Raw genomic sequence first — 26,963 nt, forward strand, 5'->3', positions numbered from 1 at the left:
GCGCTAACACAACGCTTGGGAATTGAACATGCCAACCCGCTGGCGGCGTCCCGGATGCTCTGCTATGAGCGCCCCATGCTACGGATCGACAACATCACATACGCCGTCGAAGGCCGCCCTCTGTTTGACGGGGCCAGCGCAACGATTCCCGATGGCCACAAGGTTGGCCTTGTGGGGCGAAATGGAACTGGCAAGACCACTTTGTTCCGGTTGATCCGGGGTGAGCTGGCGTTGGAATCGGGCAACATCGCCCTGCCCAAACGCGCTCGCATCGGTGGCGTCGCGCAAGAGGTGCCCTCCTCGGAGGTATCGCTGATCAACACGGTTCTGGCAGCCGACAAGGAACGCAGCGCGCTTATGGCCGAAGCCGACAGCGCCACTGACCCTTCGCGCATAGCCGAGATTCAGACCCGTCTGGTGGATATCGACGCCTGGTCAGCCGAGGCCCGTGCAGCCTCGATCCTCAAAGGTTTGGGGTTCGATGATCAGGACCAGCTGCGCCCCTGTTCGGATTTCTCGGGCGGATGGCGGATGCGGGTGGCACTGGCGGCGGTGCTGTTTTCGCAGCCCGATCTGCTGCTGTTGGACGAACCGACCAACTATCTGGACCTCGAAGGCGCGCTTTGGCTGGAAAGCTATCTGGCGAAATACCCGCACACGGTGATCATTATCAGCCATGATCGCGGGCTGTTGAACCGCGCGGTCGGCTCGATCCTGCATCTGGAAGACCGCAAGCTGACCTATTACGCGGTACCCTATGACAAGTTCGCCGAACGCCGGGCCGAACGGCTGGCGCAGGCTGAATCCGAAAATGCCCGCTCCAAGGCTCGCATTGCTCATCTGCAGAGTTTTGTAGACCGTTTCCGCTATAAGGCGTCCAAGGCCGTGCAGGCCCAGTCGCGCCTTAAGATGATTGAGCGCATTCAGCTGGTTTCAACCCCGCAAGAGGCCGCCCTGCGCGCGTTCACCTTCCCTGAACCCGAGGAGTTGTCGCCTCCGATCATCCAGATCGAAGGCGGCGTCACCGGTTATGGTCAAACCGAAGTTCTGCGCCGTCTGAACCTGCGCATTGATCAAGACGATCGCATCGCGCTGCTGGGCAAGAATGGTCAGGGCAAGTCGACCCTGTCCAAGCTGCTGTCCGACCGCCTGCCGCTGATGGCGGGCAAAATGACCCGCAGCAACAAGCTGCGCATCGGTTATTTCGCCCAGCATCAGGTGGATGAGCTGTATGTGGACGAGACCCCTCTGGACCACCTGCGCCGTCTGCGCCCGACCGAGGCGCCGGGCAAATGGCGGTCGCGTTTGGCCGGGTTCGGGTTGGGGGCGGATCAGGCGGAAACCAAGGTGGGCCGCCTCTCGGGCGGTCAAAAAGCACGCCTTTCACTGTTGATCGCCACAATCGATGCGCCGCATATGCTGATCCTCGATGAACCGACCAACCACCTGGACATCGAAAGCCGCGAGGCACTGGTCGAGGCGCTGACAGCGTATTCCGGGGCGGTTGTTCTGGTCAGCCACGACATGCATCTGCTGTCGCTGGTGGCAGATCGTCTGTGGCTGGTTTCGGATGCGACGGTCAAGCCGTTTGACGGTGATTTGGAAGCCTATCGCACCATGCTTCTGGCCCGCGACAAACCCGTGAAAGCCAAGCCGCAAACAGCCAAACCCAAACGCTCGTCACGCGACACTATGCAAGCCTTGCGCGCCGATCTCCGCAAATGCGAGGACCGGATCGAAAAGTTGACTGACATACATGAAAAGCTGTCAGTCAAGTTGGCAGATCCGGCCTTGTACGAGGATGATCGCGTCCGCGATCTGGAATCCTGGAACCGCAAATTTTCTGAGGTAGTCGAAGCCATGCAAAAAGCGGAATCTCTTTGGGTGGCAGCAGCAGAGCGGCTTGAACAGGCCGAGGGCGCAGCATGATGGACGCGGCCTTTCTGATCACTTCGTTCACAACGCTGTTTGTGGTCATCGACCCGCCGGCGCAGACACCGATTTTTGTGGCCTTAACCCAGGGCATGGACCGTCAGGCGCGCCACGCGATTGCCGTCCGCGCCTGCCTAACCGCGGCCGGTATTCTGGCCATGTTCGCCGCCTTTGGTGAGGCGGTGCTGGGCTTTGTCGGTATCTCGATGGAGGCGTTCCGCGTTGCGGGCGGTGTTCTGTTGTTTCTGACCGCGCTGGACATGCTGTTCGAACGCCGCACCAAGCGGCGTGAAAACAGCGCCGAGGAAGAAGAGCACCCTGACCCCTCGGTGTTTCCGCTGGGAATTCCGCTGATTGCTGGCCCGGGTGCGATTGCCACGATGATCCTGCTGGCTGGTCAACAGCCAGGCTATGATGGTTTGGCCGTGGTGATCGGTATGATGCTGATCGTGGTGGCTATGGTATTTGTGACTTACCTGTCTTCGGGTGCCGTCGCCCGGCTGTTGGGCAAAACCGGGCTGAACGTTCTGACCCGTCTGCTGGGCATGCTGTTGGCCGCCTTGTCTGTTCAGTTCATTCTGGATGGCCTCAAGGCCTTTGGTTTTGCGTCGTAAATCCCCATATGACCCCTAGGTTTTCTTGTTGAGGTAACGGTATGGACAGCGACAACATTGGGCGTTTGGTTTATCTCGTTGTTCTCGGCTCGGCCGTGGTGTTGTGGTTTTTCGCGCAAAACCGCCAGTCGATGAACAAAACGCTGCAACAGGCGATGGCCTGGGTGTTTATATTTGTAGGCGTGATTGCCATTGTCGGGTTGTGGGAAGACATCCGAACCGATTTGGGCTCCACCACGCAGATGACTGTGACCGGTGAGACGATACAGGTGCCCCGCGCGTATGACGGGCACTACTACCTGCCGGTTATAGTGAACGGAGAGCCGATCACTTTTCTCGTCGACACCGGCGCCAGCCAGATTGTGCTAAGCGCGCAGGATGCCAGGCGCGTGGGCATTGATCCCGACCAGTTGAATTACCTGGGGCGCGCCGCCACGGCAAACGGAGAGGTCCGAACTGCCCCCGTGCGTCTGGACAGTCTGGAACTGGGGCCGATCACCGACCATAATGTATCTGCCTGGATCAATGAGGGTGAGCTGGACAAGTCGCTGCTGGGTATGGATTACCTGCACCGGTTCTCAAACATCCAGTTCACGGATGGCCGCCTGATCCTTGCGCGCTAAGAGCGCTGGCGGTGGCATTTCTGAATTGAGAACAAAGTAAGAACATGTTATCCTATCAGCATGTCTGCACAGCTTCTTGGCCGTAAACCCGCGCGCGAGGCGCCGGGAATAAACCTTCACCCGCAGCTTACCCTGCAACTGTCCCGCGTGCACGAGGCCTGCGGCCCCGCCCGGCGCAGCTTTGCCATGTGGCTGGCCGGTCAGACACAAGGGCCGGTCTTGTGGATTTCCCCCGCGTGGGAGCCCGGCCAGCTAAACCCCGACGGGATGATGCCCTTTGCCGACCCCGCCCGGTTCCTGTTCGTGCGCCCCACCCGTGCCGAGGACCTGCTGTGGTGCATGGAAGAGGCCTTGCGCAACGGGGCCATCCCGCTGGTGATTGGCGACCTGCCCGGCGCGCCGGGGCTGACGCCGGTGCGGCGGATGCATCTGGCCGCCGAACAGGGCGGCGCGATGGGTCGCGCGCCGCTGGGGCTGTTGCTGACGCCCGGCGATGGCGGCGCGCAGGGGGTTGAGACCCGCTGGCATATGGCTGCCAACCATCACGCGGATACCCGACGCTGGACCCTGACCCGCCGTCGCGCCCGCGCCTTGCCCCCGGTCAGCTGGCAGGCCAGTCAGACCAAACCGCGCGCCGGGCTGACCCTGACGCGGATCGAAACCGAAGATGTTTTGGTGTGACACCTCACGCGGTTAACAAAACTTGTGACTGGCAAAAGCCCGCCCCCCGCCCTAGCGTTCCCGGTATGAGCCACCCAATACACGACAGTCGCTATTCCTGGCTCCGCCTTCTGATCACGCTTGGCATCGCGATGGTGGCGAATGTGGGAATGTGGGCGGTGATTGTGGTGATGCCTGAGGTCGAGGCGCAATTCGGAGCGAGCCGGGCCGAGGCTTCGTTGCCTTATGTCCTGTCGATGATCGGTTTTGCACTGGGGAATATGTGGCTGGGGCAGATGGTGGACCGGCTGGGCGTGACCAAAGCGTTGATCGGGGCCGCCGTGCTGAGCGCGGTCAGTTACCTGCTGGCGACCATGGCGCCGAATATAATGCTGCTTTCGGCGGCGCATCTTTTACTGGGGTTGGGCACTTCAATCGGCTTTGGGCCACTGATCGCCGATATCTCGCACTGGTTTATGCGGCGGCGCGGGATCGCTGTGGCGCTGGTGGCAAGCGGCAATTACCTATCCGGGGCGATCTGGCCCACCCTGCTGTCGGGCATTCTGGCGCGCGACGGGTGGCAACAGGTCTACCTGACCCTCGCGGTGATCACGTTGGTCGTAGTGATCCCGATGTCTTTGTTGCTGCGCCGTCAGGTCCCGGTCGAGGCCCACAGCACCGCCGCTGCCAATGCGCAGCTTAATGCGCGCAGTGTGAGGATTTCTCCACGGGCTTTGCAATACATTCTGGGTCTGGCCGGGATAGGCTGTTGCGTGGCGATGTCGATGCCGCAGGTGCATATCGTGTCCTACTGTGTCGGGCTGGGCTACGGCCCCGCCGTTGGGGCCGAGATGCTGTCGCTGATGCTGCTGGGCGGCGTGGTCAGCCGCGTGATCTCGGGGCTCGTGGCGGACAAGCTGGGTGGGGTCATGACATTGCTGATCGGCTCGGTCCTGCAATGCATCGCGCTGTTTTTGTTCCTGCCCTATGACGGGATGGCCTCGCTTTACGTCGTCAGCCTGCTGTTCGGTCTGGCGCAGGGTGGCATCGTGCCCAGCTATGCGCTGGTCGTGCGGGAATACATGCCCCCGCAAGAGGCAGGGGCGCGGGTCGGGTTCGTCATGATGATGACCATAATGGGGATGGCACTGGGCGGTTGGATGTCGGGTTGGATCTATGACGTCACCGGAAACTACCAACTGGCCTTTATCAACGGCATCCTGTGGAACGGGCTGAACATCGCCATTCTGCTGGTTTTGCTGCACCGCTCACGCCCCCGCCGGCAAGAGGTTCTGGCATGACCCAATTGACGCGGCGCACCCTAATGGCCGGGCTGGTGGCTCTGCCCCTGGCCCATCCGGCGCAAGCGGCCCTGCGGCCCTATGTGCTGGTACCGGAAGGAACATCCGTAGACTTTACTTTCAACCTGTCCGGCATCGCCCAGTCCGGGACCATGCCGATCAAGTCCGCAAACATTCAGATCAACCTCGCCGATCTGACCAACAGCCGGGTAGATGTTGTCCTGAACGTGGCCGAAGCCCGCACCAGATTGCCATTTGCCCGCAACCCTATGCTTAGCAAAGATGTGCTGGATGCCGCGAGTTACCCCACCATCCAGTTTGTCTCGACCCGAGTACAGCTGGGCGATGGTGGGCGGATATCACGTGGGGCCAAGATCATCGGTGATTTGACCCTGCGGGACGTGACCCGTCCGATTACATTGCAAGCCGACCTGTTTCGCCCGCCAGGCAGTGACACCAACAATCTGGACGAATTGTCCATTCGCCTGACCGGCGCGTTGAACCGCCATGACTTTGGCGCCTCAGGTTATGCTGATCTGGTGCAGGATACGGTTGGGTTGGATATACAGGCAGAAATCAAACGGGCCGAATAGACAAAAAACGACGTGACAGAGTCGAATAGTCGCGCGCATCGTACATCAGGTCAGTCAAGTTCAGAGCATCATGCGCACGATCATTTCATTTGCCGCCCTTTTTCTTTCGGTCATTCTGCTGCAGCTCTCGACGGGCGGTGTCGGCCCATTGGATGCCATCTCGGGCCTGACGCTGGATTTCACAACCGAACAAATCGGTCTGCTGGGTTCGGCCCACTTCGTCGGGTTCTTTATCGGCTGCTGGTGGGCTCCGCGCCTGATGGGCAGTGTTGGTCACTCTCGTGCATTTGCAGTTTGCACAGCTTTGGGTGCGATGGGATTGATCGGGCATACGTTGACAGACAATCCCTATGCTTGGGCGGGGTTGCGGATTGCTTCGGGCACCTGTGTTGCCGGAGCCTATACGGTGATTGAAGCCTGGTTGAACGCCAAGGTCACCAACGAATCCCGAGGACGCGCCATGGGCACCTATCGCATCGTCGATATGGGCGGGTCCCTCTGCGCGCAGCTGATCATCGCGGTTCTGCCGCCGGCCTCATACGTTTCGTACAACCTTTTGGCCATCCTGTGCTGCGCCGCGTTGCTACCTTTGACACTGACCAGGGCCAGCCAGCCCGAAACGCCCGACGCACCCCGCCTGAAGCCAAAACTGGCATGGAGCAGCTCACCGCTTGCCGTTGCAGGGGTGATCGTGGCGGCCCTCAGCTCGGCCTCATTCCGGATGGTCGGACCGGTCTATGGGCAAGAGGTCGGACTGGGCGTGGACCAGATCGCGTTCTTTCTAGCCGCGTTCGTGCTGGGTGGCGCGATGGCGCAGTACCCGATGGGTTGGCTTGCAGATAAATATGACCGGCGCTGGGTCCTGATTTGGCTGTCGGCAGCGGCAGTACTCAGTTGTGGGATAACCATGGTCGCCAGTGGAACAGGAACCGTCGGCGTCATGCTGGCCGCATGGGTGTTCGGGTTCACCACTTTTCCGATCTTTTCTGTCTCATCAGCGCACGCAAATGATTTCGCCACAACCGAGCAACGGGTCGAGCTGTCAGCGGCATTGATGTTCTGGTACGCCTTGGGGGCGATCGCCTCGCCCTACATTTCGTCGACATTGATCCAGCAGTTCGGACCCGGAGCTTTGTTTGCCTTTGTGGCCCTTGGTCATCTGGGCCTGATCGTATTTGGGCTGGCGCGGATGCGGTCGCGCCCGACACCCGAAGAACGCACGAACTATGTCTACGCACCGCGGACATCGTTTACCATCGGGCGGCTGCTGAAACGATCGCGCGAAGATTAAAGAAAAAAGGGCCGGTAAATCCCGGCCCTGTCTTTTATTGCTGTGTCGGAGGCGTTTCTTCCTCGACGATCTGAGGGGATTCGAAAGTCGATTCCAACGCGCCGTTGACGACACCACCGACCCCATTTTCCATCGACAAGCCCAGCTCTTCGCCCAGCTTCTTGAGCGCCGGCATCTGAACGGCCATACCCATGATGGAATCCAGCGCCTGATTGACCACCGGCTTGTCGCCGTTTGACGCGGTGCCACCTGCACCACCCCCGATGCCACCCACCTGATGGATCTTGATCGATTCGATCTTTTCGGCCGGCTTGACCATTTCCGAAATGATCGACGGCATGGTCTCAATCCGCGCCATATCGACCTTCATGCGGATTTGCGCCGCGGACAGAGCGTTGTCGGCCTCGACAATCGCGCGCTTACCTTCGGCTTCGGCCAGCATGTCGTTCTTCTTGGCCTCTGCGCGGATGTTCAGCGCGTCTGCCTCGGCCTGCGCCTCTTCTCGGCGGGCTTCGGCACGGTCAGCGGCGGCCTCCTTCTCGGCCTGCGCAGACAGCCGGATCGCGGTTGCCTGACGCTCGGCCTCACGGGTGGCTTCGATCAGAACGATCTGCTTCTGACGCTCAGCCTCGGACACTTCACGCGCAGTTACGACGGCCTCGGTGGCTTTGGTCGCCTCGGCCCGGGCCAGGTCGGCTGATGCACGCGCACGGCTTTCCTCCTCGGATTTCTGCGCGATGATGATCTGGCGCTCTTGTTCCGCCACTTCTAGCTCACGCTCTTTCGAAATCTCCGCGTCGCGGATCTTGCGCTCGCGCTCAATTTCGGCGGCGCGGATGGCTTCTTCACGCGCTATACGTGCACGCTCGGTTTCACGCACTGAGTCCTCGGTCCGCGCAGCGATCTCGGCCTCTTGCGCCACACGCAAGGTTTCCACTTTTTGCGTCTGTTCAATGCGTGCCTGAGCCTCGTCCTGCTCGATCAGCAGTTTCTGAAGTTGGGCCTCCATTGCAGCCCGACGCACTTCAACTTCTGCCTCGGCATCTATCTGCGCGCGTTCTTTTTTGGACACCGCGATCACTTCGGCCAGCTTGCGCATACCCACGGCGTTAAACGCATTGTTTTCGTCCAGAGCCTCAAACGGTGTCTGGTCCAGCGCGGTCAGCGACACCGATTCCAGCGACAGGCCGTTTTTCAGCAGGTCCTCGGACACGGCATTCTGCACCTCTTGCACAAAATCGGCGCGGTTTTCATGCAGACCATCCATGGTCATCTGGGCGGCCACGGCGCGCAGACCGTCGATCAGCTTGCCTTCGATCATTTCACGCAGTTGCTCGACATCAAAGGTGCGATCACCCAGCGTTTGCGCCGCACGTGCGATGCCCTCGTCCGTGGCCATGACCGAGACGTAGAATTCCACGCCAACGTCCACACGCATCCGGTCTTTGGTGATCAGGGCAGCCTCGTCACTGCGCTGCACTTCAAGGCGCAGGGTCTTCATGTTGACAGGGCTTACCTCGTGCAACAGGGGCACAATGATGACACCACCATCCATGATGATTTTCTTGCCGCCTGCGCCGGTCTTCACCAGGCTGACCTCTCGGGTCGCGCGGCGGTATAGACGGCCAAGCACAAGGCCGATGAACACAATTACCGCTAAAATGGTCACAACTGCAGTGATCAGGAATGTAAGTTCCATGCAAATTCCTCCGAATTGGGGTTAGTTTTGGTTAGTTTGACAGGCCGACCAGAACGAACCGGTCGCGTCGTCGGTCGCGCAGAACCAGCACATCTGTGCCCTGATTCAGCGCATCCTTGTCCTGCAGCGGTTCCGCGCGCAGGTAATGGGTATTGCCAAAGCGATCCATGACCCGAACCTCGGCCGGGCGACCGCGTGAGGCAGTGCCTTGGGTGATTACACCCCGGCGGCGGGCCAGCATCCGTTCGGAAATCGCCTCGGTTTCGGTCTTGGGCAACAGGCGGGTAAAGACACTGCCAAAGCCACGGGCAAACCACAGGCCAAAGGCACCGGCGGGGATTGCAGCCATCCAGGGCGTCAGGTCAAAGCCCAGCAAATCGCGCAGCGCCATTTGCAAGCCCATACCCGACAGGCCGAACCCCGCAAGCAGCACCACCAGCCAGATCATGAAAGGGATTTTGCCAATCCCCAGCCACGCCAATGGTCCCGCCGCTGCCGCGTCAGGCACGTCGCTTTCAACTTCGGCCAGCTCAAAATCGCCCAGATCGACATCTGCGTCTATGTCCAGACCCAAATCACCAATGTCCAGATCGGGGGCATCCATCACATCCAGATCAACCTCTCCCTCGCCAGCCAAAAGGCTGCCTCCCAGGACCAAAGCGATCAGTTCCAGCGCCAAGAGGCCGAACAGAAGCGCAAGCGCCAGGGTAAAAGGCGCAAATGCACCCTCGAGTAAGAAGTTGAACATCAAATAGCGGCCCTCATTTTAGTATACATTGGTATACATTCAATATGGGAAGTCGTCCCAAATATTCAAGTGGTTGTGATCCCAAAATACAACCCAAGGGTATTGCAGCGCAGAAGACGCCTGCAATCCACGACCCTGCGTCGCGACGCGTTTTGGGTCTTTGCGTGTCTAAAATGACATCCCGATAAAAGCCGGGCTTTTGCTGGCCCGTGACATAAGGTAGATGGGCGCGCAGACAGATACGTGGAAACGCAAAATGGCTCGGATTCTCATCACCTCGGCGATCCCCTATATCAATGGGATCAAGCACCTCGGCAATCTGATCGGCTCGCAATTGCCTGCTGATTTGTACGCACGTTATCAGCGTGGCCGGGGGAATGAGGTCATGTTCCTGTGTGCCACTGACGAACACGGCACCCCGGCCGAGCTTGCGGCGGCCAAGGCGGGCAAACCCGTCGCTGAATATTGCACCGAAATGCACGGCGTGCAGGCGGATATCGCAAAACGCTTTGGCCTGAGCTTTGATCATTTTGGCCGCTCGTCCAGCGACCAGAACAAAGCCTTGACGCAGCACTTTGCTGGCAGGCTGGACGAGGCGGACCTGATCCGAGAAGTCAGCGAGAAGCAGGTCTATTCCCACGCCGATGGCCGCTTTCTGCCGGACCGCTATATCGAAGGGACTTGCCCCAATTGCGGATATGACCGCGCTCGTGGCGATCAATGCGAAAACTGTACCAAACAGCTGGACCCAACCGACCTGATTGAGCCGCGCTCGGCTATTTCGGGCTCAACAGATTTGGAAGTACGCGAGACCAAGCACCTGTATCTGCGCCAGTCTTCGATGAAGGATCAGCTGGATGCCTGGATCGACAGCAAAACCGATTGGCCGATCCTAACCACATCAATTGCCAAGAAGTGGCTGCATGACGGTGACGGGCTGCAGGATCGCGGCATCACCCGTGATCTGGATTGGGGTGTGCCAGTCAAGAAAGGCGATCAGGACTGGCCGGGCATGGAGGGCAAGGTCTTTTACGTCTGGTTCGACGCTCCGATTGAATACATCGCCTGCGCCAAGGAATGGGCCGACGCCTCCGGCAAGCCCGATACCGAGTGGGAACGCTGGTGGCGCACCGACAAGGGTGCCGAAGACGTGCGCTATGTGCAGTTCATGGGCAAGGACAACGTGCCGTTCCATACACTCAGCTTCCCAGCGACCATTCTGGGCTCGGGCGAGCCGTGGAAGATGGTCGACCACCTGAAATCGTTTAACTACCTGAACTATGATGGCGGCCAGTTCTCGACCTCTCAGGGGCGCGGCGTGTTCATGGATCAGGCGCTGGACATCCTGCCCGCTGACTACTGGCGGTGGTGGCTTCTGAGCCACGCGCCCGAAAGCAGTGACAGCGAATTCACGTGGGAGAACTTCCAGCAATCGGTGAACAAGGACCTGGCTGATGTTCTGGGCAACTTTGTCAGCCGGATCACCAAGTTCTGTCGTTCGAAATTCTCTGAGGCCGTACCTCAAGGCGGCACCTATGGCGAACGCGAACAGGCACTGATCGACGAGTTGACCAAACGCGTCCGCGCCTATGAAGGCCACATGGAGGCGATGGAAGTCCGCAAATCCGCTCAGGAACTGCGGGCGATCTGGGTTGCGGGCAACGAATACCTGCAAGCCGCAGCACCGTGGTCGGTATTCAAGGAAGACCCCGAACAGGCAGCGGCTCAGGTACGTCTGGGCCTGAACCTGATCCGGCTTTATGCAGTGCTCAGTGCGCCGTTCATCCCGGAAACCTCGGCCCGGATGCTGAGCGCAATGAACACGCTGGACACCAGCTGGCCCGAGGACGTCGCCGCTGCGCTGGACGCCCTGCCCTCTGGTCATGAATTTTCAGTGCCAGAGGTTCTGTTCGCCAAGATCACCGATGACCAGCGTGAGGATTGGCAGACGCGGTTCGCAGGCACACGCGACTGACACACCGCTTTACAGTCGAAATTCGGGGGGCAGTTTGCCCCCCTTTTTTGTAGCACCATCCGGTTGAATCTCAATCGCCGTCTGGTTCCAATTCGCACACTCATCTTGCGCGGATACGTGGATAAACCTGCGCGATGTCAGAATAATTTCAGCCTTCGTATTCAGGCCTACAGTGTAAACAAGGTTGAGAAACACGTCTAAACCCGCCATCCTGATCCAAAGTTCCGGCGACTCGGGTCTCGATCGGTGGTCTGGGCCGGGTAAAATTTACTTCAACGAGGCAATTTCTATGTCCCTTGCATCGACGTTTTCCTGCTTCCGTCACAGCCCCTCGGTCACCCGGTTTCTTTGGCCTGCTGCCGCAGTATTCTGCATGGGACTGACACAAACCGCCTCAGCCCAGGACCAAAGCGACGCGCCGCCGCCAAAAGTTTCCATCGCAGCCGCCTATTCGCAGGAAATCACCGAAGAGGCCGTGTTCATCGGACGGGCCGAAGCGCTGGACAAGGTCGATATCGTGGCCCGCGTTAGCGGTTTCCTGGAAACCCAGAACGTTGAAGACGGTGCGTTGGTAAAAGAAGGCGACGTGCTGTTCACCATCGAACCTGACCTATATCAGGCGACGCTAGAGGCGAGAAACGCCGATTTGGATCGGGCCGAAGCCAATTTGGAACTGGCCAAGGTTGATCTGGCCCGAAAGGAAGAGCTCTATAAACGCGACGCCACGCCAGAATCTGAGCGTGATATCGCGCGCGCCAACGAACTGGTGGCTGAAGCTGAGGTCAAGGCCGCCAAAGCAGCGATCCAGCAGGCCGAATTGGACCTTAGCTATACTGAAATCCACGCCCCTTTCACGGGTCGTATCGGGCGGGTCGCAATTAGTGTCGGGGATATTGTCGGTCCAACCAACCCTCCGCTGGTCAATATCGTCAGCGAGGCACCGATCTACGTCAATTTTTCCCTGAACGAGAAACAGTTTACGACCGTTCTTGAAACCATTGGCGAAAGTGCTTCGTCGCTGTCCGAAAGCGACAAGAGCCCGGTTGTTCGCGTGACATTGCCCAACGGAACAGAACTGGACGAGTCCGGGACCATCGTCTTTGTCGACAACCGGATTGATCCCCTGACTGGTACCATCACAATGCGCGCCGAGTTCGATAACACAGACCGACTGATCATCGACGGGGCGTTTCTGAACGTGCGCATCGAAGCGCTGGAGCCGACGCTAGAGGTGCTTATCCCTCAAGCCGCGCTTCAGCGGGATCAGCGGGGCGAGTTCGTCTTAGTGGTTAACGACCAGCAAATGGTCGAACAGCGCTATATCACCACCGGAGATACCGTAGATACTGCCATCATCGTCAAAGATGGCCTGCGCGAAGGCGAAAGTGTCATCGTCGAGGGTCTGCAACGCGTGCGTCCGGGTGTTGCCGTAGATGCGGTCGTCGCATCTGAACAGCCGGGAGAATAACTGATGTTCTCCGCCCTGTTCATTAGCCGGCCCAAGCTGGCGCTTGTCATTTCGCTTGTCCTGACCATCATGGGCGGCATCGGCTATCTGGTTCTGCCAGTGGCCCAATTCCCGGATATCACGCCGCCGGTTGTAAGCGTCACGGCCACCTATACCGGTGCCAATGCCGAGACGGTGGAAAACACCGTCGCCGCGCCCATTGAGGCGCAGGTAAACGGTGTGGACGATATGATCTATATGACGTCAACGTCGTCAGATAACGGTTCATATTCGCTGAACATTACATTCGAGGTCGGCACTGATCCTGATATTGCCTCGGTCAACGTGCAAAACCGTGTGGCGCAGGCCATGTCGTCACTGCCCGCCGAAGTGACATCGTCCGGCGTGGTCACGCAAAAAGCGTCAACCAACATGCTGCTGCTGGTGACGCTGACCTCACCTGAAGGCACGTATGACAGCGTGTTTCTGTCCAACTACGCGTCAATCAACCTGAAAGACGCGCTGGCCCGGGTTCAGGGTGTTGGTAAAGCCGAAGTTCTGACCAATCTGGAATACGCCATGCGGATCTGGATGGACCCGGATCAGATGGCGGCTTTGTCCATCACGCCCGGTGACGTCATCAGCGCGATCCAAGAGCAGAACATCGAAGTTTCCGCCGGCTCTATCGGTTCGCCACCTGTGCCAGAGGGGCAGACGTTTCAATATACTATCAAGACCAAAGGCCGTCTGACCTCGGCCGCCGAATTTGGCGACATCGTCATACGGACCGGTGACGCGGGATCAATCGTGCGGGTCAAGGATATCGCGCGCGTTGAACTGGGCGCCGAGTTCTATTCCGCATCGGGCTATTTCCAAGCCGTTCCGGCAACGGTTCTGGGCATCTATCAGGCCCCTGGCGCGAACGCGCTGGCCGTGTCCGAACGGGTTCAGGCAGAGTTGGACCGCCTGTCCCGTTCCTTCCCGACGGATGTCGAATTCCAGGTACCATTCAACACCACCGACTTTGTCGAGCAATCCCTGAATGACGTGGTCACAACCCTGATGCTAACCTTCATTTTGGTGATCTCGGTTGTGTTTGTCTTTCTGGGCAGCTGGCGAGCCACGATCATTCCTGCCGTTGCGATTCCGGTATCCCTGATCGGAACGTTTGCCTTTTTGCTGGCGTTTGGGATGTCCCTGAACACGATCTCATTGTTCGCGCTTGTGCTGGCTATCGGGATCGTGGTGGACGACGCCATTGTGGTTGTTGAAAACGTTGAACGCATCATCGCGGACGAAGGCCTTCCCCCAGCCGAGGCGACTCGCAAAGCGATGGGACAAATCACCGGCCCTGTCATCGCAACCACACTGGTTCTGCTGGCGGTGTTCGTGCCGGTAACCTTCATGCCCGGTATTTCCGGGCGATTATATTCGCAGTTCGCTGTTACCATCTCAACCGCTGTGGTGATCTCGTCGATCAACGCGCTGACCTTGTCACCCGCCCTGTGTGGGCTGGTGCTGCGCGCGCGCTCTGGCCCTCCCAAAGGGGTGCTGGCCATGTTCGAAAACCTCATCGGAACAGTGCGCAGCGGGTATGTCGCGATCGTGCGCAAGATGCTGATCCTGCCGGTGGTTGCACTGGGGATCATCGTGGCCCTCGCCATGGGAACCGGCACGATCATGTCCAATACGTCCAGCGGGTTTATTCCGCTTGAGGATAACGGATACCTGTTCGTTGACATTCAACTGCCCGATGCCGCAACCCTTGAACGGACAGAAACGGTTTCCGCACGGGTTGATGATCAAATACGAGAGATTCCGGGCGTGGCCAGCACGGTTCTGGTCAATGGGTTTTCTATTCTCAACGGCACGACCACCAACGGCGCTACGGTTTTTGTGAACCTGGAAAACTGGGATGATCGCCAGGAAGAGAATCTGAGCGCGAATGCCATTCTGGCCAAGGTCCTTGCCATCGCCAATGGTGAATCCGCGGCCTCGATCGTGGCTTTCAACCCGCCGCCCATTCAGGGTCTCGGCCTGTCTGCCGGGGTTGAAATGGAGGTCCAGCAAACCGGAGGCGGTACGCCACAGGATCTGGCCTCGGCCGTGGGATCGTTTGTCTATGCAGCGAACCAGCGGCCCGAGATCGGTCAGGCCTATACCACCTTCCGCGCCAACGTCCCGCAGCTGTTTGTCGATCTGGATCGGGAAAAGGCCAAGACGTTGCAAGTGTCCGTGGCCGAGATTTTCCAAACCATGCAGGCGCAGCTGGGCTCGTATTACGTAAACGACTTCAACCTGTTCGGTCGGGTCTACCGCGTGATGATCCAGGCCGACGGCACTTATCGCGACAACGTCGAAGACATTTCGAACCTCTATGTGCGGTCTACGCAGGGCGATATGGTGCCGCTGGGAACGCTGATCGATGTCGAAAACGTGCTGGGTCCGGTTTTGCTGAAACGGCACAACCTGTTCCGGTCGGCGACCGTGACCGCTGTGCCTGCGCCGGGCCTGTCCAGCGGAGACGCGATCAATGTCATGACCGAAGAGTCCGCAAACGCCCTGCCCCCGGGCTATGCGTTTGAATGGACCGGCACAGCACAGCAGCAGCTGGCCTCGGGCAGCCTGGTGGTTGTGATCCTTGGGTTGGCAATTCTGTTCGGCTACTTGTTCCTTGTTGGGCAATACGAAAGCTGGTCACTGCCGGTTTCCATCCTGCTTTCGGTGGTTGTTGCCCTGTTCGGGGCGGTGGCCGCCGTGGCCATCGTGGGTAGTGATATCAATCTGTATACGCAGATCGGGATGATCATGCTCGTGGGGCTGGCCTCGAAAAACGGCATTCTGATCGTTGAATTTGCGATGGAGCAAAGGGCCAATGGACTGTCGATCAAAGATGCCGCTGCCGAAGCCGCGTTTCAGCGGTTCCGCGCTGTGATGATGACCGCCCTGTCCTTCTTGCTGGGTGTTGTGCCGCTGTTGGCCGCGAATGGTGCGGGCGCGGCCAGTCAGAAAGCCATTGGTGTGGCCGTCTTTGGCGGGATGCTGGCAGCCACACTGGTTGGCGTCATTCTGGTGCCAGTGCTCTATGCGCTGATGCAAAGTCTTAGAGAGTGGATCAAGGGAACAAAAAACGATCCTGGACCTACCGAAGAACCCGTCTGAATCAAAAAGCCCCGCCTCAATGGCGGGGCTTTGTTTTTACCCGGTCAAGCTGCTGCCTACGATCGACGCTGATCCATCCACGCGTCAATGTGGGCGATCTGCTCGGCGCTCAGCTTCAGTCCCAGTTTGTTACGGCGCCAGACGACATCCTCGGCCTTGCGCGCATACTCCTTGTCCATCAGCCATTCAAGCTCCCGCGCAGTCAGAGACGCGCCAAAGTTCTCACCCAACGCCTTGTCAGAATTCGCATCGCCCAGAATAACGCGCGCTTCGGTACCATAGGCGCGAACAAGCCTTTCGGCCCAGGCACGATCCAAGAAGGCATAGTCAGCCTCCAATCCCGCCACCAGATCCTGCACACCGTCGACCGGGAAATCACCGCCGGGTAAAGCAACGCCAGCCGTCCACGGGCCGTGAAGGTCAGGGAAGTGATTGGCAACTTTCTCCAGCGCGTGTTCTGCAAGCCGGCGGTATGTGGTGATCTTACCGCCAAAGACGTTCAGCACCGGTGCCCCGTCGGTAGAATCTACTTTCAACGTGTAATCCCGGGTCGCGGCTGTCGCGCTGCTGGCTCCGTCATCGTACAGAGGGCGCACACCGGAATAGGTCCAAACGATCTGGTCCCGCGTCACGGGCTTTTTGAAATACTTCGACGCAAAGGCGCACAGATAATCCTGCTCGGCCTCTGTACAGATCGGGGGTTCGGACGGGTCGGCGTGTTCCAGGTCCGTTGTGCCGATCAGGGTGTAATCGCGCTCGTACGGGATGGCAAAGATGATGCGCCCGTCTTCACCCTGAAAGAAATAGCATTTTTCATGATCGAACAGCCGGGGGGTCACGATATGACTGCCCCGCACCAACCGCACGCCCTCGCGTGAGTTCACATGAATTTTGGTCTGGATGATATCGCCCACCCAGGGACCGCCCGCATTGATCAGCATCTTTGACCACACAACCCGGGTTTCGTCGGACTCTCGGTCACGGATCGTGACCTCCCACAACCCTTCAATACGCTTGGCGGACAGCACTTCGGTCTGCACCAGAATATTGGCCCCGCGCGCCTCGGCGTCACGGGCATTGAGAACGACCAGACGGGAGTCTTCAACCCAACAGTCGGAGTATTCATAGGCCGTCTGAAACTTGTCCTGCAGAGGCGTACCTTCGGGCGAGGATGCAAGGTTCAACGACGACGTTCCCGGCAGGATTTTGCGGCCGCCCAGGTTGTCGTACAGAAACAACCCCAGACGGATAAGCCACGCAGGGCGACGACCGCGCATCCACGGCATGAAGAAGCTTAGCAAACGCGACGTCGGCGTTTCGGAATCGAACCGCATATCTTTGTGATAGGGCAGCACAAAGCGCATGGGCCAGCTGATATGGGGCATTGCGCGCAACAACGTCTCACGCTCGATCAGCGCTTCGCGGACAAGGCGGAATTCGAAATATTCAAGATAGCGAAGGCCGCCGTGAAACAGTTTGGTCGAGGAAGAGGACGTTGCCGAGGCAAGGTCATGCATTTCAGCCAGCGTGACAGTCAAACCACGCCCCGCTGCGTCACGTGCGATACCGCATCCGTTGATCCCGCCGCCTATGATGAACAGGTCTGTGACCTGCGTGTTCTTCTGGTCCATATCCCAGTGATTCCCCGTTGTGGAAAACGCGCGCTCATTAACCGCGCGACCCCTCGTTTCGTCAATGTCTGTTTTCGTTTATTTTCGCTTTTTGCATCCGAGGAACACATTTGTTATGACTGTTTTGCTGAATTCGGCATGGATCACTTGCAAAACCTGAAAAATAGAACAAAAACGAATACAACCCGGTTGGAGCCAACAGTGTCCCTATCCTTTCGCCAGTCTGACATCCTAAGCATCGCCAAGCAGGACGGTCGTGTGACGGTCGACGGTTTGGCGACGCGGTTCGACGTGACGGTCCAAACCATTCGCCGTGACCTGTCAGAACTGGCGGATATGGGTAAGCTTGATCGTGTGCATGGTGGTGCTGTTCTGCGGTCTGGCGTGTCCAACATCGGCTACGAAGACCGCCGCGCCCTGAACGCGGAAACCAAGGCGCTGATTGCTCAAAAATGCGCGCGGGATATTCCTGACGGGGCGTCAGTGTTCATGAATATCGGCACATCGACCGAAGCCGTCGCTCGGCAATTGTTGTCCCACAAGGACCTGATGGTGGTGACCAATAATATGAACGTCGCCAATATTCTGCTCGAAAACCCAAACTGCCAGATCGTTGTGGCTGGCGGTGTTCTGCGCCGCTCGGATGGGGGTTTGGTCGGCAACCTGACCATTTCGACGATAGAGCAGTTCAAGTTCGACCATGCGATCATTGGATGCTCTGCCCTGGATACCGAAGGTGATTTGTTGGATTTCGACTTTCAGGAAGTGCGGGTCAGCCAAACCATCATCGCGCAGGCCCGCAAAACTTGTCTAGTAGCGGATCAGTCCAAGTTTCAACGGACCGCACCCGCCCGGATCGCGTCAATGTCTGAGGTCGACGTGTTTTATACTGATTTCCCACTGCCGGATGAGTTGGCCAGTAAATGCGCCGACTGGGGCACCAGACTGGTACTGTGCGGCTGACCAAAGCGGGGGTTTTCTGTCAGCTTCGGTCAAGCGACAATCTGGGTAGCCACGCCTAGACCCTACGTTCAACCATAAAGTGATTGACGAACTGGACACCAACAACTGAGGATGAGACAACCTTCCAAAGGAGGCGCGAGCATGGGACTACTGGGGCAGCCGCTAGGCTATTATGACTATCTAACATTTGTGGCGCTGATTCTTCTGCTGGGCGCCGTCATGGGGCTTTTTCTGTTCATCATGGGGCTGCCCGGGCGTATTGCGATCAAACGCAACCACCCCCACGCCGAGGCCGTAAAAATCATGGGATGGATGGGATTTCTGGCCATCGTTCCCTGGGTGCACGCGTTTATCTGGGCCTTCCACGACGGAACCACAGTCGATATTCGCCGCTTGCCCGAAGATGAACGTGACGCAGTGCGCAAAGAGATCAAACGACTGGGGGGCGAATTGACCGAAGAATACCGCGATCCGCTGGATCTTGACGAGACGCAGAAAAGCTAAAGCCAAAGGAAGTCGCAGAATATGTTTGTCGCCCTCGGCATTACGCTGTTTTACATCATTTTCGTCTGGTTCATTTTCTTCAAAGCTAAATGGCTGAAATTCAACATCACTTGGGGGATCGTCTCGTTCTGGGTTGGCGCCCATCTGCTGCTGATCTTTCTGGTCGCGTTGCGGTTCTTTCAGCCCTTCTCGATCGACAGCCATGTTGTGCGCTCGACCATTCAGATTGTGCCCCGGCTGACTGAACCGACGATCCTGACCGAGGTGCTGGTGGAACCCAATACCGAGGTAAAGAAGGGCGATCCGCTTTATCGCTTTGACGACACTGTATTTGCGCTTGAGGTTGAAGAAGCCACAGCCCAGTTGGTCGCGGCTGAACAGAACGCCAAAATCCTGGAACAGGACGTGATTGCCGCCTCCGAGGCCATTGAACGAGCCAACGCGCAGTTGGCATATGCCCGGACACAGCAGGCGCGCTATGAGAACCTCGTGCCAGCTGGCGGTGCGCGTCAGGATGAGCTCGACCGATGGGACGAACAGGTCACCGAGGATCAGGCCCTGGTCAAAGAGGCCGAAGCCAATCTAGAAAAGGCTCAGCTTGCCCTGAATTCACAGATCGACGGGGTGAACACGGGTATCCTGCAAGCGCAGGCGCAGCTGGAAAAAGCCGAGTATTTTCTGGAGAACACGACAATTTATGCGCCCGAAGACGGGATGATCGTGTCACAACAGGCCCGCCCTGGACTTGTCGTAGGAGATATCCGACTGGGCGCGATCGCCAGCTTTGTGACCAAGGACAACCCCTATATTCTGGCAACCTACCGTCAACAGAATTTGAAGTTTGTCGAACCCGGCCAAGAGGTCGAGGTTGCCCTCGATCTCTATCCCGGAGAAATCCTGACCGGCAAGGTCGAGGCTATCTGGTGGGCAACGCGCCAGGGACAGTACCTGCCTTCTGGCCGCCTGCCCGGCTTTGAACTGCCCAAACTGCCGGGGCGCATTGCGGTGCAAATCTCGGTCGACATCCCCGACAAGCATACCTTCCCTGCGGGCGGGCATGCGGCGGTGGCAATCTATACCGGACAAGGCAAAAGCTTTGAGTTCCTGCGGCGTATCAATATCCGTTTGTATTCCTTCGCCAACTTCATCCGACCCCTGGATATCTGAGGACTGACATCATGGCACGGGCCAGACTTTACAGCAGACTGATGGGCACAGCCCTTTGTGCGGCACTGCTGGTGGGCTGCACGCCTGTTGGCCCGGATTTCGTGCGGCCGAACTCTCCGGTCGTCAAGCAATGGATCGAGGTCAACAGCCCCAGCACTGGTCAAAGCGGTCTGACCTCGCGCAGCGCGCCGGTGGTGAAATGGTGGCAGACATTCAACGACCCCACCCTGAACAAGCTGATCGCTCAGGCCTATGCCCAGAACCTCGATCTGCAGGTCGCGGGTGCTCGTGTTCTACAGGCCCGCGCACAATTGGGCATCGCTTTCGGAGAGCTCTACCCCCAATCCCAAGCCATCGGTGGTTCGATCCAACGGCGGCAAATCAGTGAGAACCTAAATCCGATTGCGGATATCAACCGGATTATCCCATTGGATACCGAATTTTCGACCTCGCAGGTTGGGTTCGACGCGCAGTGGGAATTGGACATATGGGGCCAGCAACGGCGCGGTGTTCAGGCCGCCCGGTCCAATCTGGCCCTGCAAGTGGCCAATTATGACGACGCACTGGTGACACTGACAGGCGATGTGGCGGCGCTGTATGTCAATATCCGTGCGTTGCAGGAGTCCCTTGCTGTGGCCCGCGAGAACATCCAACTGCAACAAGAATCCGCCGACCTGACCGAATTGCGCTTCAATAATGGCGTGACGACCGAGTTGGACGTTCAGGAGTCGCGGGCTTTGTTGAACAACACCAAGGCCTTGGTGCCCGAGATTGAAAGCGATCTGCAACAAGCCAAGAATGCGTTGGCCGTTCTGCTGGGAACAACCCCGTCGCGTATGACCAGCCTTCTGGGCAACTCGGGACGCATCCCCTCGGCCCGGTCCAACGTAGCCGTCGGCGTCCCGGCCGAGTTGTTGCGCCGCCGCCCGGATGTGCGCGCGGCTGAACTGGCGGCTGCCATCCAATCGGCGCAAGTTGGAATAGCGCTGGCAGACCTGTACCCGCAATTCATTCTGTCCGGCGCAATCGGGCTGCAGGCCTCTGGCGGGCGAGATCTGTTTTCGTCGGCCAGCACAACCGGGCTAGCCAATGCCGGCGTGGTCTGGAATGTGCTGAACTACGGTCGGATCAAGAACAACGTCCGGGCACAGGATGCGGCCTATCAGGCACTGATCGCCAACTACCAGAACACAGTCCTGACCGCCTATTCCGAGGTTGAAAGCGCGATGGTGGCCTATGCCCAATCCCGCAAGCAGGTGGGATTCTACGAAAACAGCGTCGCCGCCTCACGCAAAGCGTCAGAAATTGCGATTGATCAATACCGGGATGGTGCTGCCAGTTACTCTCGTATTTTGAACACCCAAACTGCATTATTGCGGTCTCAGGCCAACCTGATCCAGGCACGGCAGGAAGTGTCCAGCAATCTGGTCGCGGTCTACAAGGGGCTGGGTGGTGGCTGGCAGATCCGTCAGAATCAGGAATTCCTGCCTGAAACCGTGCTGGCCGAGATGGCCTATCGCACCGACTGGGGCGATCTGCTGCAACAAGACCCAACGCGCGCCAGCCTGAACTGACGCTTACTTGGTCAGGCCGCGCAAGCCGCCAGAGATCAGGATATTCACCTCATACAGAATGCGGGGTGCCGCCAGGCCACCGGGGCTGGCCAGGTAATTCGGGCTCCAGTCCGGTTCAAACTTTTGCTTGAACGACCGCAGCCCTTCAAAGTGATAAAACTGCTCTCCATGCTCGTAGACAAAGCCGCCCACGCGGTTCCAGAATGAGGCCAGCTGCCGGTTCTCAATCCCGGAAAACGGCGCAGCCCCCAGCGAGAACCACTGGAACCCCTGCTCTGATCCCCACGCCATCATCTCGGCAAACAGCGCGTCCATGACAAAGCTTGGGCTGTCAGGCTCATACCGCATCAGGTCCAGTGACAGCTCGGATTTGTTGCCGCCCTGAAACAAGTTGGCAAATGCCATGATCTGTCCGGTATCGCCATTGCGCAGCACGGCGTGGTCGAAATAGGACAGGTAATCGTCATCAAACCCACCCAGGGCAAAACCCTTTTCCTCGCCAGCCTTACGTTCGAGCCAAGCGTCAGAGATTTTGCGTAGTTCTGGCAGGACCGGGCTTAGGTCTTGCTTGAGAATGATTTCAAACACATAACCTTCACGCTCTGCCCGGTTCTTGGCCTGCCGAAATCGCTTGCGGGGTTTTCCATCCAGAGAGAAATCTTTCAGCGGCACGCGCGCGACCTCGCCGATTTTCAGGATCGACAGGCCAAGATCCAGAAAGGTCGGCAGGTATTTGGTCGAAACACTGTAAAACGCACACAGCTTGCCTTCGCGATCCGCCATTTCGCGTAACTGCCAAATTAGTTGCTGACCGGCTGTTTCGTCACCTACCGGCTCACCCTTGCTGATCAGCGCGTTGCCAGTATCGGCATAGGCAATAAACGCTGTGTCGTCCGGCGCGATCAGAAACTGCTTGTCACCGGTCAGTGAAATTTGAGATTCGGTATCCTCACTCTCCATCACAAGCCGCTCGACCACAGGCGGGATTTCAGTTCGCACCGGGGGTGGGATTTCGCGTCCGAACAGAGAGTTCACAGCCACAACCCCCAGAATGACCGCAACCACAAGGCTGGAGCGTAAAAAGCGCGAAGCATCGCCATTCCAGGCGAACTCCCACCACAGGGAATTCTGGTATTCGACATGGGAATAGGCAAATAGTCCGACCCAGAAGATGACCGCGAGCAAAGCCACCACACTAACCAGCCACGGGATGTTCAGGCGAAAAATCGATGCACCACTGACGCGGTAGAACGCCCCCCGGAACGTGGCCAGCAGCGCGATGGTGGCCAACATGCTGATCGCCTCATGCGTATCCAGCCCTTTGGTCAGAGAGGCGACGAAGCCAATCACCATCAACAGCATGGCCGCAATCCAGGCACGGTAAAGCTTGCGGAACAAGCCGCGTGAGACAAGGATCAGAAGAACGCCCACGGCACTGCCCGCCAGATGTGAGGCCTCTACAAAGGACAGAGGCAGGAAATCCCGCAACACACCCAGGCTTTGGCTGCTGGAAGGCAAAGCACCCGACACCAGCAGGATAACCCCGGCCACAGCCGCCACTCCGGCGGCAACCATCGGCACAATTGGGCGGATCGCGCGGTATACCCACGTGGCCGCGCCACTGATGTGATGGCGATGTGTCAGGGCCGAGGCCACCGCAATCGAGAGGGTTGCAATCGCAAAGGGTAAAAACGTGTAGACCAGTCGATAAAGCAATAGCGCGGCGATGACGTCCGACCGCCCCGACGCTCCCAGCCCGGCGATCAACGTGGCCTCAAACGCACCTATGCCGCCCGGCGCATGGCTGAGGATGCCAATTGCGATGGCCCCAATGTAGATCGTGAAGAAGTACGGATAGCCGACACCAAGGTCATCCGGCATTAGAACGTACAGCGCCATGGACGCGCCAAAGAGGTCTCCGATTGCGGCTATTGTCAGCAGGCCAGACAACTTGCCACCGGGCAAGTTGAACCCAACCCCGCCATAGGCCAGCCTGCGCCCGCCCTTGGCGAGCCATAAGAACAAGGTCGCCAGACCCGCCAGCAGGCACAGTCCAATTATGGTTTCTACCGTGTCGCTGATCGGAAGAACTTTGGAAATCCCATCTGGATGCAGCGTCAACAGGATGCCAAGCAACAAAACCAACCCAGACCAAAACGCAATCCATGAGGTCGCAATGACGCCGGCGACCCTGCTCAGATCCAGCCCAAGCGAGGCATAGATGCGGTATCTAATAGCTGTACCGGTAATGTACGAAAACCCAAGGCAGTTCGACACTGCGTACCCACTGGCTCCGGCCATGCCCGCGACGGGCAATGGCACCTCGCCGTCGGCCACGCTTTGAACCGCCAAAACATCATACATGGATAAGGACACAAAGCTGACCGCTGTCCAGCACAGAGCAAAGAACATCAGCTTCCACGATGTGTTAGCCACGTCGGTCTTAACGTCGGACCATTTCACGTGCGAGGACAGCTCATGCAGTACGGTCAGCGCAATTAGCGTCACTAGAATCGGGATCGCGATTTTGATCCACGGCTTTTCCAGGACCTTTGTGACCCGCTCGGCCCAGCGAACAGCCCAGAGTTCTTTGTCTGTCTGCTGATCAGTCATGGTTTTTTCCTGCTCTCAGGCACTAAAATGATCCTGCACGCGAATGTATGGCGCAGGTCGATCCTTGCACATTTTCTTTGAACCTCAAAGCGCTACAGGACGGATCAGACCCGACCTTTTCGGGTGGACAGCAACAGGTTGGTTTCCGATCGCGTGACCCCCTCCATCCGCCGTATCTGAAACAGAACTTCATCCAATTCCGCCAGCGTTTCGGTGCCGATCTCGGCGATCAAGTCCCAGCTGCCATTGGTGGAATGCACGGCGCGCACCTGACGCATGGCGGCGACTCTGGCCATCGTCCGCTCGGTCCCGCGCCCTTCGATTTCAAGCATCATCAACCCGCGCACCGGGCTTTCAGCCACGTCCTGCCGGGTGAGAACTGTGAAGCCCACGATCTCACCGGATTGTTTGAGGCGTTGTAACCGGCTGCGCACCGTTGTGCGGGTGACCCCCAGCGTTTCCGCAAGCTCGGATAACGAGGCCCGAGCATCCCGATGCAACGCGTTGAGCAATCGACTATCCAAATCGTCCATAATCACTTCTCATTTCGTATCACCGGGTTTCATTTTGAACATTTTGCCCTCTTCTCGCAAGGCATCCCGGCAGCTTAGATAATCATATGGACAAAAAACACGTGATTTTAGTTGGCGCCCCCATGGATGCGGGCAAACGCAGACAAGGGTGCCGGATGGGGCCCGATGCCTATCGGGTGGCCGGGCTGGAACAGGCGCTGGCGGATTTGGAGCATTCAGTCACCGATATCGGTGATGTCAGCGCGGACGCAACGAATGTACCGGATCACGACCATCTTTTCGCCCTGCCCGACTGCATCGGCTGGACCACCGCTTTAACCCGAGCGGCACATAACACTGCCCCGAAGGGTCTGCCAATTTTCATGGGTGGCGACCATGCCCTGTCGATGGGTACGGTTGCAGGCATGGCTATCCATGCCCAACAGATTGATCGCCCCTTGTTTGTGTTGTGGCTGGACGCCCACAGCGATTTCCACACGCCAGACAGCACCGGCAGTGGCAATCTGCATGGCACGCCCGTCGCCTATTTCACCGGCCAGCCCGGGTTTGACGCCTTTCCGCCGGTAACAGCCCCCGTTCCGACCGATCGCGTAGGCATGATCGGTCTGCGGTCCGTTGACCCGGCTGAACGCGCCCGGCTAGAGCAGGATCACGCCATGCTCGCGGATATGCGCAGCATTGATGAACACGGAATCAAAGTTCCCCTGTTGGCCTTTCTTGACCGGGTGCGGCAGGCAAACGGCATCCTACATGTCTCGCTGGATGTTGATTTCCTCGACCCTTCGGTCGCGCCTGCTGTGGGCACAACGGTCCCCGGTGGCGCAACCGAACGCGAGGCGCATCTGGCCATGGAACTGCTGCACGAAAGCGGCCTTGTCTGCTCGCTTGATCTGGTCGAGCTAAACCCGTTTCTCGACGAACGGGGCCGCACTGCCAAGTTGATGGTTGATCTTGCGGCCTCTTTGCTGGGGCGTCGCATCTTCGACCGCCCAACCCGGAGTTTCTGATGAATTCCCTGCAATCCCCGTCCGCCGTGGTCATGGTTCGCCCCCATGCCTTTGCTTCGAACCCCGAAACCCGCGATGACAACGCATTTCAGACGCTGGCGAACCGATCCGCCAAGGCAACCTCGACTGCCGCACGGGATGAGCATGACCGGGCCGTTGAACAACTGCGCGCGGCAGGTGTTACCGTTCATGTTTTTGACGATCACGGCACGCAGGACACACCGGACAGCGTCTTTCCCAACAACTGGTTTTCTACCCATCCCGGCGGGCATGTGGCGATCTACCCAATGTTTGTCCCGTCACGTCGGCGCGAAAGGCGCAGCGACGTTATTGAACTTCTAAAACAGGAATACCGCGTTCAGGACGTCATAGATTACTCCGGCCTGGAACAGGACAACCTGGCGCTTGAGGGCACCGGCGCCATGGTTCTCGATCACGTTGGGCGCATCGCCTATACGGTCAAATCCAACCGGGCCGATCCGGTCTTGCTGGAACGGTTCTGCACACATTTCAACTATGAACCAATTGCCTTCGAAGCCCGGGATGCCGAAGGCCGAGACGTCTATCACACCAATGTTCTGATGGGGATCGGTACGCATTATGCGCTGATCTGTCTGAACATGATCACCGATCTCGACCGACGTGCCACCGTTCGGGCGCGCCTGGAAGAATCTGGTCGCACTGTCATCGACCTGTCCCACGAACAGATTGCCGATTTCGCCGGTAACGCAATCGAACTCAGCGGGAACAACGGCCTCGTACTGGCCCTGTCCTCTCGCGCCCTGGACGCGCTGACACCCCAGCAAATTGAAGTCATCAAAGCCAGCGCTACTACGCTGCCGCTGACGATCCCAACGATAGAAACAGCCGGAGGGTCAGTGCGCTGCATGATCGCCGGCATTCATCTTTCCCGCCGATAGGAGACC

21 protein-coding genes are annotated in these 26,963 nt (G+C 58.3%); 16 read left to right on the forward strand and 5 right to left on the reverse strand.

Going from position 1 to position 26,963, the window contains the following annotated elements; translation table 11 throughout:
* The first annotated feature begins 75 nt into the window (after positions 1–75).
* The 7 genes from RUM8411_RS05330 to RUM8411_RS05360 all read left to right on the forward strand — a co-directional run bounded on the left by RUM8411_RS05330 (position 76) and on the right by RUM8411_RS05360 (position 7,014).
* Complete coding sequence (locus RUM8411_RS05330) at positions 76–1,929, forward strand: ABC-F family ATP-binding cassette domain-containing protein (protein ID WP_085821999.1); 1,854 nt, start codon at positions 76–78, stop codon at positions 1,927–1,929.
* Positions 1,926–2,546, forward strand: a complete 621-nt coding sequence (locus RUM8411_RS05335) for a MarC family protein (RefSeq protein WP_085821647.1) — start codon at positions 1,926–1,928, stop codon at positions 2,544–2,546. Before RUM8411_RS05330 ends, RUM8411_RS05335 begins: the two co-directional genes overlap by 4 nt.
* A 41-nt stretch (positions 2,547–2,587) precedes the next feature.
* Entirely contained in the window at positions 2,588–3,169 is a 582-nt protein-coding gene (locus tag RUM8411_RS05340) for a retropepsin-like aspartic protease family protein (protein WP_085821648.1), read from the forward strand.
* A gap of 60 nt (positions 3,170–3,229) precedes the next feature.
* On the forward strand, positions 3,230–3,850 hold the full coding sequence (locus RUM8411_RS05345; protein WP_085821649.1) for an ImuA family protein: 621 nt from the start codon (positions 3,230–3,232) through the stop codon (positions 3,848–3,850).
* 65 nt (positions 3,851–3,915) lie between these two features.
* Positions 3,916–5,130, forward strand: a complete 1,215-nt coding sequence (locus tag RUM8411_RS05350) for an MFS transporter (protein WP_085821650.1) — start codon at positions 3,916–3,918, stop codon at positions 5,128–5,130.
* Positions 5,127–5,723, forward strand: a complete 597-nt coding sequence (locus tag RUM8411_RS05355) for a YceI family protein (protein WP_085821652.1) — start codon at positions 5,127–5,129, stop codon at positions 5,721–5,723. Before RUM8411_RS05350 ends, RUM8411_RS05355 begins: the two co-directional genes overlap by 4 nt.
* Before the next feature lie 70 nt (positions 5,724–5,793).
* Entirely contained in the window at positions 5,794–7,014 is a 1,221-nt protein-coding gene (locus RUM8411_RS05360; RefSeq protein WP_085821653.1) for an MFS transporter, read from the forward strand.
* Between the two features lie 34 nt (positions 7,015–7,048).
* Here the strand turns inward: RUM8411_RS05360 and RUM8411_RS05365 are convergent, their stop codons facing one another.
* Together RUM8411_RS05365 and RUM8411_RS05370 are read right to left on the reverse strand one after the other, a co-directional pair.
* The gene (locus tag RUM8411_RS05365) at positions 7,049–8,713 is read right to left on the reverse strand and encodes a flotillin family protein (RefSeq protein WP_085821655.1); all 1,665 of its coding nucleotides are present in this window, start codon (positions 8,711–8,713) and stop codon (positions 7,049–7,051) included.
* 31 nt (positions 8,714–8,744) lie between these two features.
* Positions 8,745–9,461: an OB-fold-containig protein gene (locus RUM8411_RS05370; RefSeq protein WP_085821657.1), complete on the reverse strand. Its 717-nt coding sequence runs from the start codon at positions 9,459–9,461 to the stop codon at positions 8,745–8,747.
* Between the two features lie 256 nt (positions 9,462–9,717).
* On the opposite strand from RUM8411_RS05370, the gene metG reads away from it, so the two are divergent.
* The 3 genes from metG (at position 9,718) to RUM8411_RS05390 (ending at position 16,045) form a co-directional block, all read left to right on the forward strand.
* Positions 9,718–11,436, forward strand: coding sequence for a methionine--tRNA ligase (gene metG / locus RUM8411_RS05375; protein ID WP_085821659.1), 1,719 nt, complete (start codon positions 9,718–9,720; stop codon positions 11,434–11,436).
* 373 nt (positions 11,437–11,809) lie between these two features.
* A complete protein-coding gene (locus RUM8411_RS05385) occupies positions 11,810–12,904 on the forward strand; it encodes an efflux RND transporter periplasmic adaptor subunit (RefSeq protein ID WP_234995155.1) in 1,095 nt (364 codons plus the stop codon).
* A 3-nt stretch (positions 12,905–12,907) separates the two neighbouring features.
* Positions 12,908–16,045, forward strand: coding sequence for an efflux RND transporter permease subunit (locus RUM8411_RS05390; RefSeq protein WP_085821664.1), 3,138 nt, complete (start codon positions 12,908–12,910; stop codon positions 16,043–16,045).
* A 56-nt stretch (positions 16,046–16,101) separates the two neighbouring features.
* On the opposite strand, the gene glpD is transcribed toward RUM8411_RS05390, so the two are convergent.
* Entirely contained in the window at positions 16,102–17,676 is a 1,575-nt protein-coding gene (gene glpD / locus RUM8411_RS05395) for a glycerol-3-phosphate dehydrogenase (RefSeq protein WP_085821666.1), read from the reverse strand.
* A 201-nt stretch (positions 17,677–17,877) separates the two neighbouring features.
* On the opposite strand from glpD, the gene RUM8411_RS05400 reads away from it, so the two are divergent.
* From RUM8411_RS05400 to RUM8411_RS05415, 4 genes are all read left to right on the forward strand, one after another.
* Positions 17,878–18,639, forward strand: a complete 762-nt coding sequence (locus tag RUM8411_RS05400) for a DeoR/GlpR family DNA-binding transcription regulator (RefSeq protein WP_085822000.1) — start codon at positions 17,878–17,880, stop codon at positions 18,637–18,639.
* Positions 18,640–18,780: 141 nt separating this feature from the next.
* Complete coding sequence (locus tag RUM8411_RS05405) at positions 18,781–19,143, forward strand: DUF3302 domain-containing protein (RefSeq protein WP_085821667.1); 363 nt, start codon at positions 18,781–18,783, stop codon at positions 19,141–19,143.
* 21 nt (positions 19,144–19,164) lie between these two features.
* Entirely contained in the window at positions 19,165–20,310 is a 1,146-nt protein-coding gene (locus tag RUM8411_RS05410; RefSeq protein WP_085821668.1) for an HlyD family secretion protein, read from the forward strand.
* Positions 20,311–20,321: 11 nt separating this feature from the next.
* On the forward strand, positions 20,322–21,884 hold the full coding sequence (locus tag RUM8411_RS05415) for an efflux transporter outer membrane subunit (protein ID WP_085821669.1): 1,563 nt from the start codon (positions 20,322–20,324) through the stop codon (positions 21,882–21,884).
* A 3-nt stretch (positions 21,885–21,887) separates the two neighbouring features.
* On the opposite strand, the gene mprF is transcribed toward RUM8411_RS05415, so the two are convergent.
* Both mprF and RUM8411_RS05425 read right to left on the reverse strand, forming a co-directional pair.
* Positions 21,888–24,497 carry a bifunctional lysylphosphatidylglycerol flippase/synthetase MprF gene (gene mprF / locus RUM8411_RS05420; RefSeq protein ID WP_085821670.1) on the reverse strand — a complete coding sequence of 870 codons (2,610 nt, stop codon included), beginning with the start codon at positions 24,495–24,497 and terminating at the stop codon, positions 21,888–21,890.
* A gap of 104 nt (positions 24,498–24,601) precedes the next feature.
* Positions 24,602–25,030, reverse strand: coding sequence for an Lrp/AsnC family transcriptional regulator (locus RUM8411_RS05425; RefSeq protein WP_085821671.1), 429 nt, complete (start codon positions 25,028–25,030; stop codon positions 24,602–24,604).
* Positions 25,031–25,116: 86 nt separating this feature from the next.
* Here RUM8411_RS05425 and rocF point away from each other — a divergent pair, with 86 nt between their 5' ends.
* Together rocF and ctlX are read left to right on the forward strand one after the other, a co-directional pair.
* On the forward strand, positions 25,117–26,037 hold the full coding sequence (gene rocF / locus RUM8411_RS05430) for an arginase (protein ID WP_085821672.1): 921 nt from the start codon (positions 25,117–25,119) through the stop codon (positions 26,035–26,037).
* Positions 26,037–26,957, forward strand: coding sequence for a citrulline utilization hydrolase CtlX (gene ctlX / locus RUM8411_RS05435; RefSeq protein WP_085821673.1), 921 nt, complete (start codon positions 26,037–26,039; stop codon positions 26,955–26,957). The genes rocF and ctlX overlap by 1 nt, the downstream gene beginning before the upstream one ends.
* Positions 26,958–26,963 lie beyond the last annotated feature (6 nt).

This window comes from Ruegeria meonggei, assembly GCF_900172215.1.
Lineage (GTDB): Bacteria > Pseudomonadota > Alphaproteobacteria > Rhodobacterales > Rhodobacteraceae > Ruegeria > Ruegeria meonggei.

Coding starts and splice junctions, on each gene's coding strand:
- RUM8411_RS05330 (WP_085821999.1), top strand. CDS start 76: ATGCTACGGATCGACAACATCACATACGCCGTCGAAGGCCGCCCTCTG.
- RUM8411_RS05335 (WP_085821647.1), top strand. CDS start 1,926: ATGATGGACGCGGCCTTTCTGATCACTTCGTTCACAACGCTGTTTGTG.
- RUM8411_RS05340 (WP_085821648.1), top strand. CDS start 2,588: ATGGACAGCGACAACATTGGGCGTTTGGTTTATCTCGTTGTTCTCGGC.
- RUM8411_RS05345 (WP_085821649.1), top strand. CDS start 3,230: ATGTCTGCACAGCTTCTTGGCCGTAAACCCGCGCGCGAGGCGCCGGGA.
- RUM8411_RS05350 (WP_085821650.1), top strand. CDS start 3,916: ATGAGCCACCCAATACACGACAGTCGCTATTCCTGGCTCCGCCTTCTG.
- RUM8411_RS05355 (WP_085821652.1), top strand. CDS start 5,127: ATGACCCAATTGACGCGGCGCACCCTAATGGCCGGGCTGGTGGCTCTG.
- RUM8411_RS05360 (WP_085821653.1), top strand. CDS start 5,794: ATGCGCACGATCATTTCATTTGCCGCCCTTTTTCTTTCGGTCATTCTG.
- RUM8411_RS05365 (WP_085821655.1), bottom strand. CDS start 8,713: ATGGAACTTACATTCCTGATCACTGCAGTTGTGACCATTTTAGCGGTA.
- RUM8411_RS05370 (WP_085821657.1), bottom strand. CDS start 9,461: ATGTTCAACTTCTTACTCGAGGGTGCATTTGCGCCTTTTACCCTGGCG.
- metG (WP_085821659.1), top strand. CDS start 9,718: ATGGCTCGGATTCTCATCACCTCGGCGATCCCCTATATCAATGGGATC.
- RUM8411_RS05385 (WP_234995155.1), top strand. CDS start 11,810: ATGGGACTGACACAAACCGCCTCAGCCCAGGACCAAAGCGACGCGCCG.
- RUM8411_RS05390 (WP_085821664.1), top strand. CDS start 12,908: ATGTTCTCCGCCCTGTTCATTAGCCGGCCCAAGCTGGCGCTTGTCATT.
- glpD (WP_085821666.1), bottom strand. CDS start 17,676: ATGGACCAGAAGAACACGCAGGTCACAGACCTGTTCATCATAGGCGGC.
- RUM8411_RS05405 (WP_085821667.1), top strand. CDS start 18,781: ATGGGACTACTGGGGCAGCCGCTAGGCTATTATGACTATCTAACATTT.
- RUM8411_RS05410 (WP_085821668.1), top strand. CDS start 19,165: ATGTTTGTCGCCCTCGGCATTACGCTGTTTTACATCATTTTCGTCTGG.
- RUM8411_RS05415 (WP_085821669.1), top strand. CDS start 20,322: ATGGCACGGGCCAGACTTTACAGCAGACTGATGGGCACAGCCCTTTGT.
- mprF (WP_085821670.1), bottom strand. CDS start 24,497: ATGACTGATCAGCAGACAGACAAAGAACTCTGGGCTGTTCGCTGGGCC.
- RUM8411_RS05425 (WP_085821671.1), bottom strand. CDS start 25,030: ATGGACGATTTGGATAGTCGATTGCTCAACGCGTTGCATCGGGATGCT.
- rocF (WP_085821672.1), top strand. CDS start 25,117: ATGGACAAAAAACACGTGATTTTAGTTGGCGCCCCCATGGATGCGGGC.
- ctlX (WP_085821673.1), top strand. CDS start 26,037: ATGAATTCCCTGCAATCCCCGTCCGCCGTGGTCATGGTTCGCCCCCAT.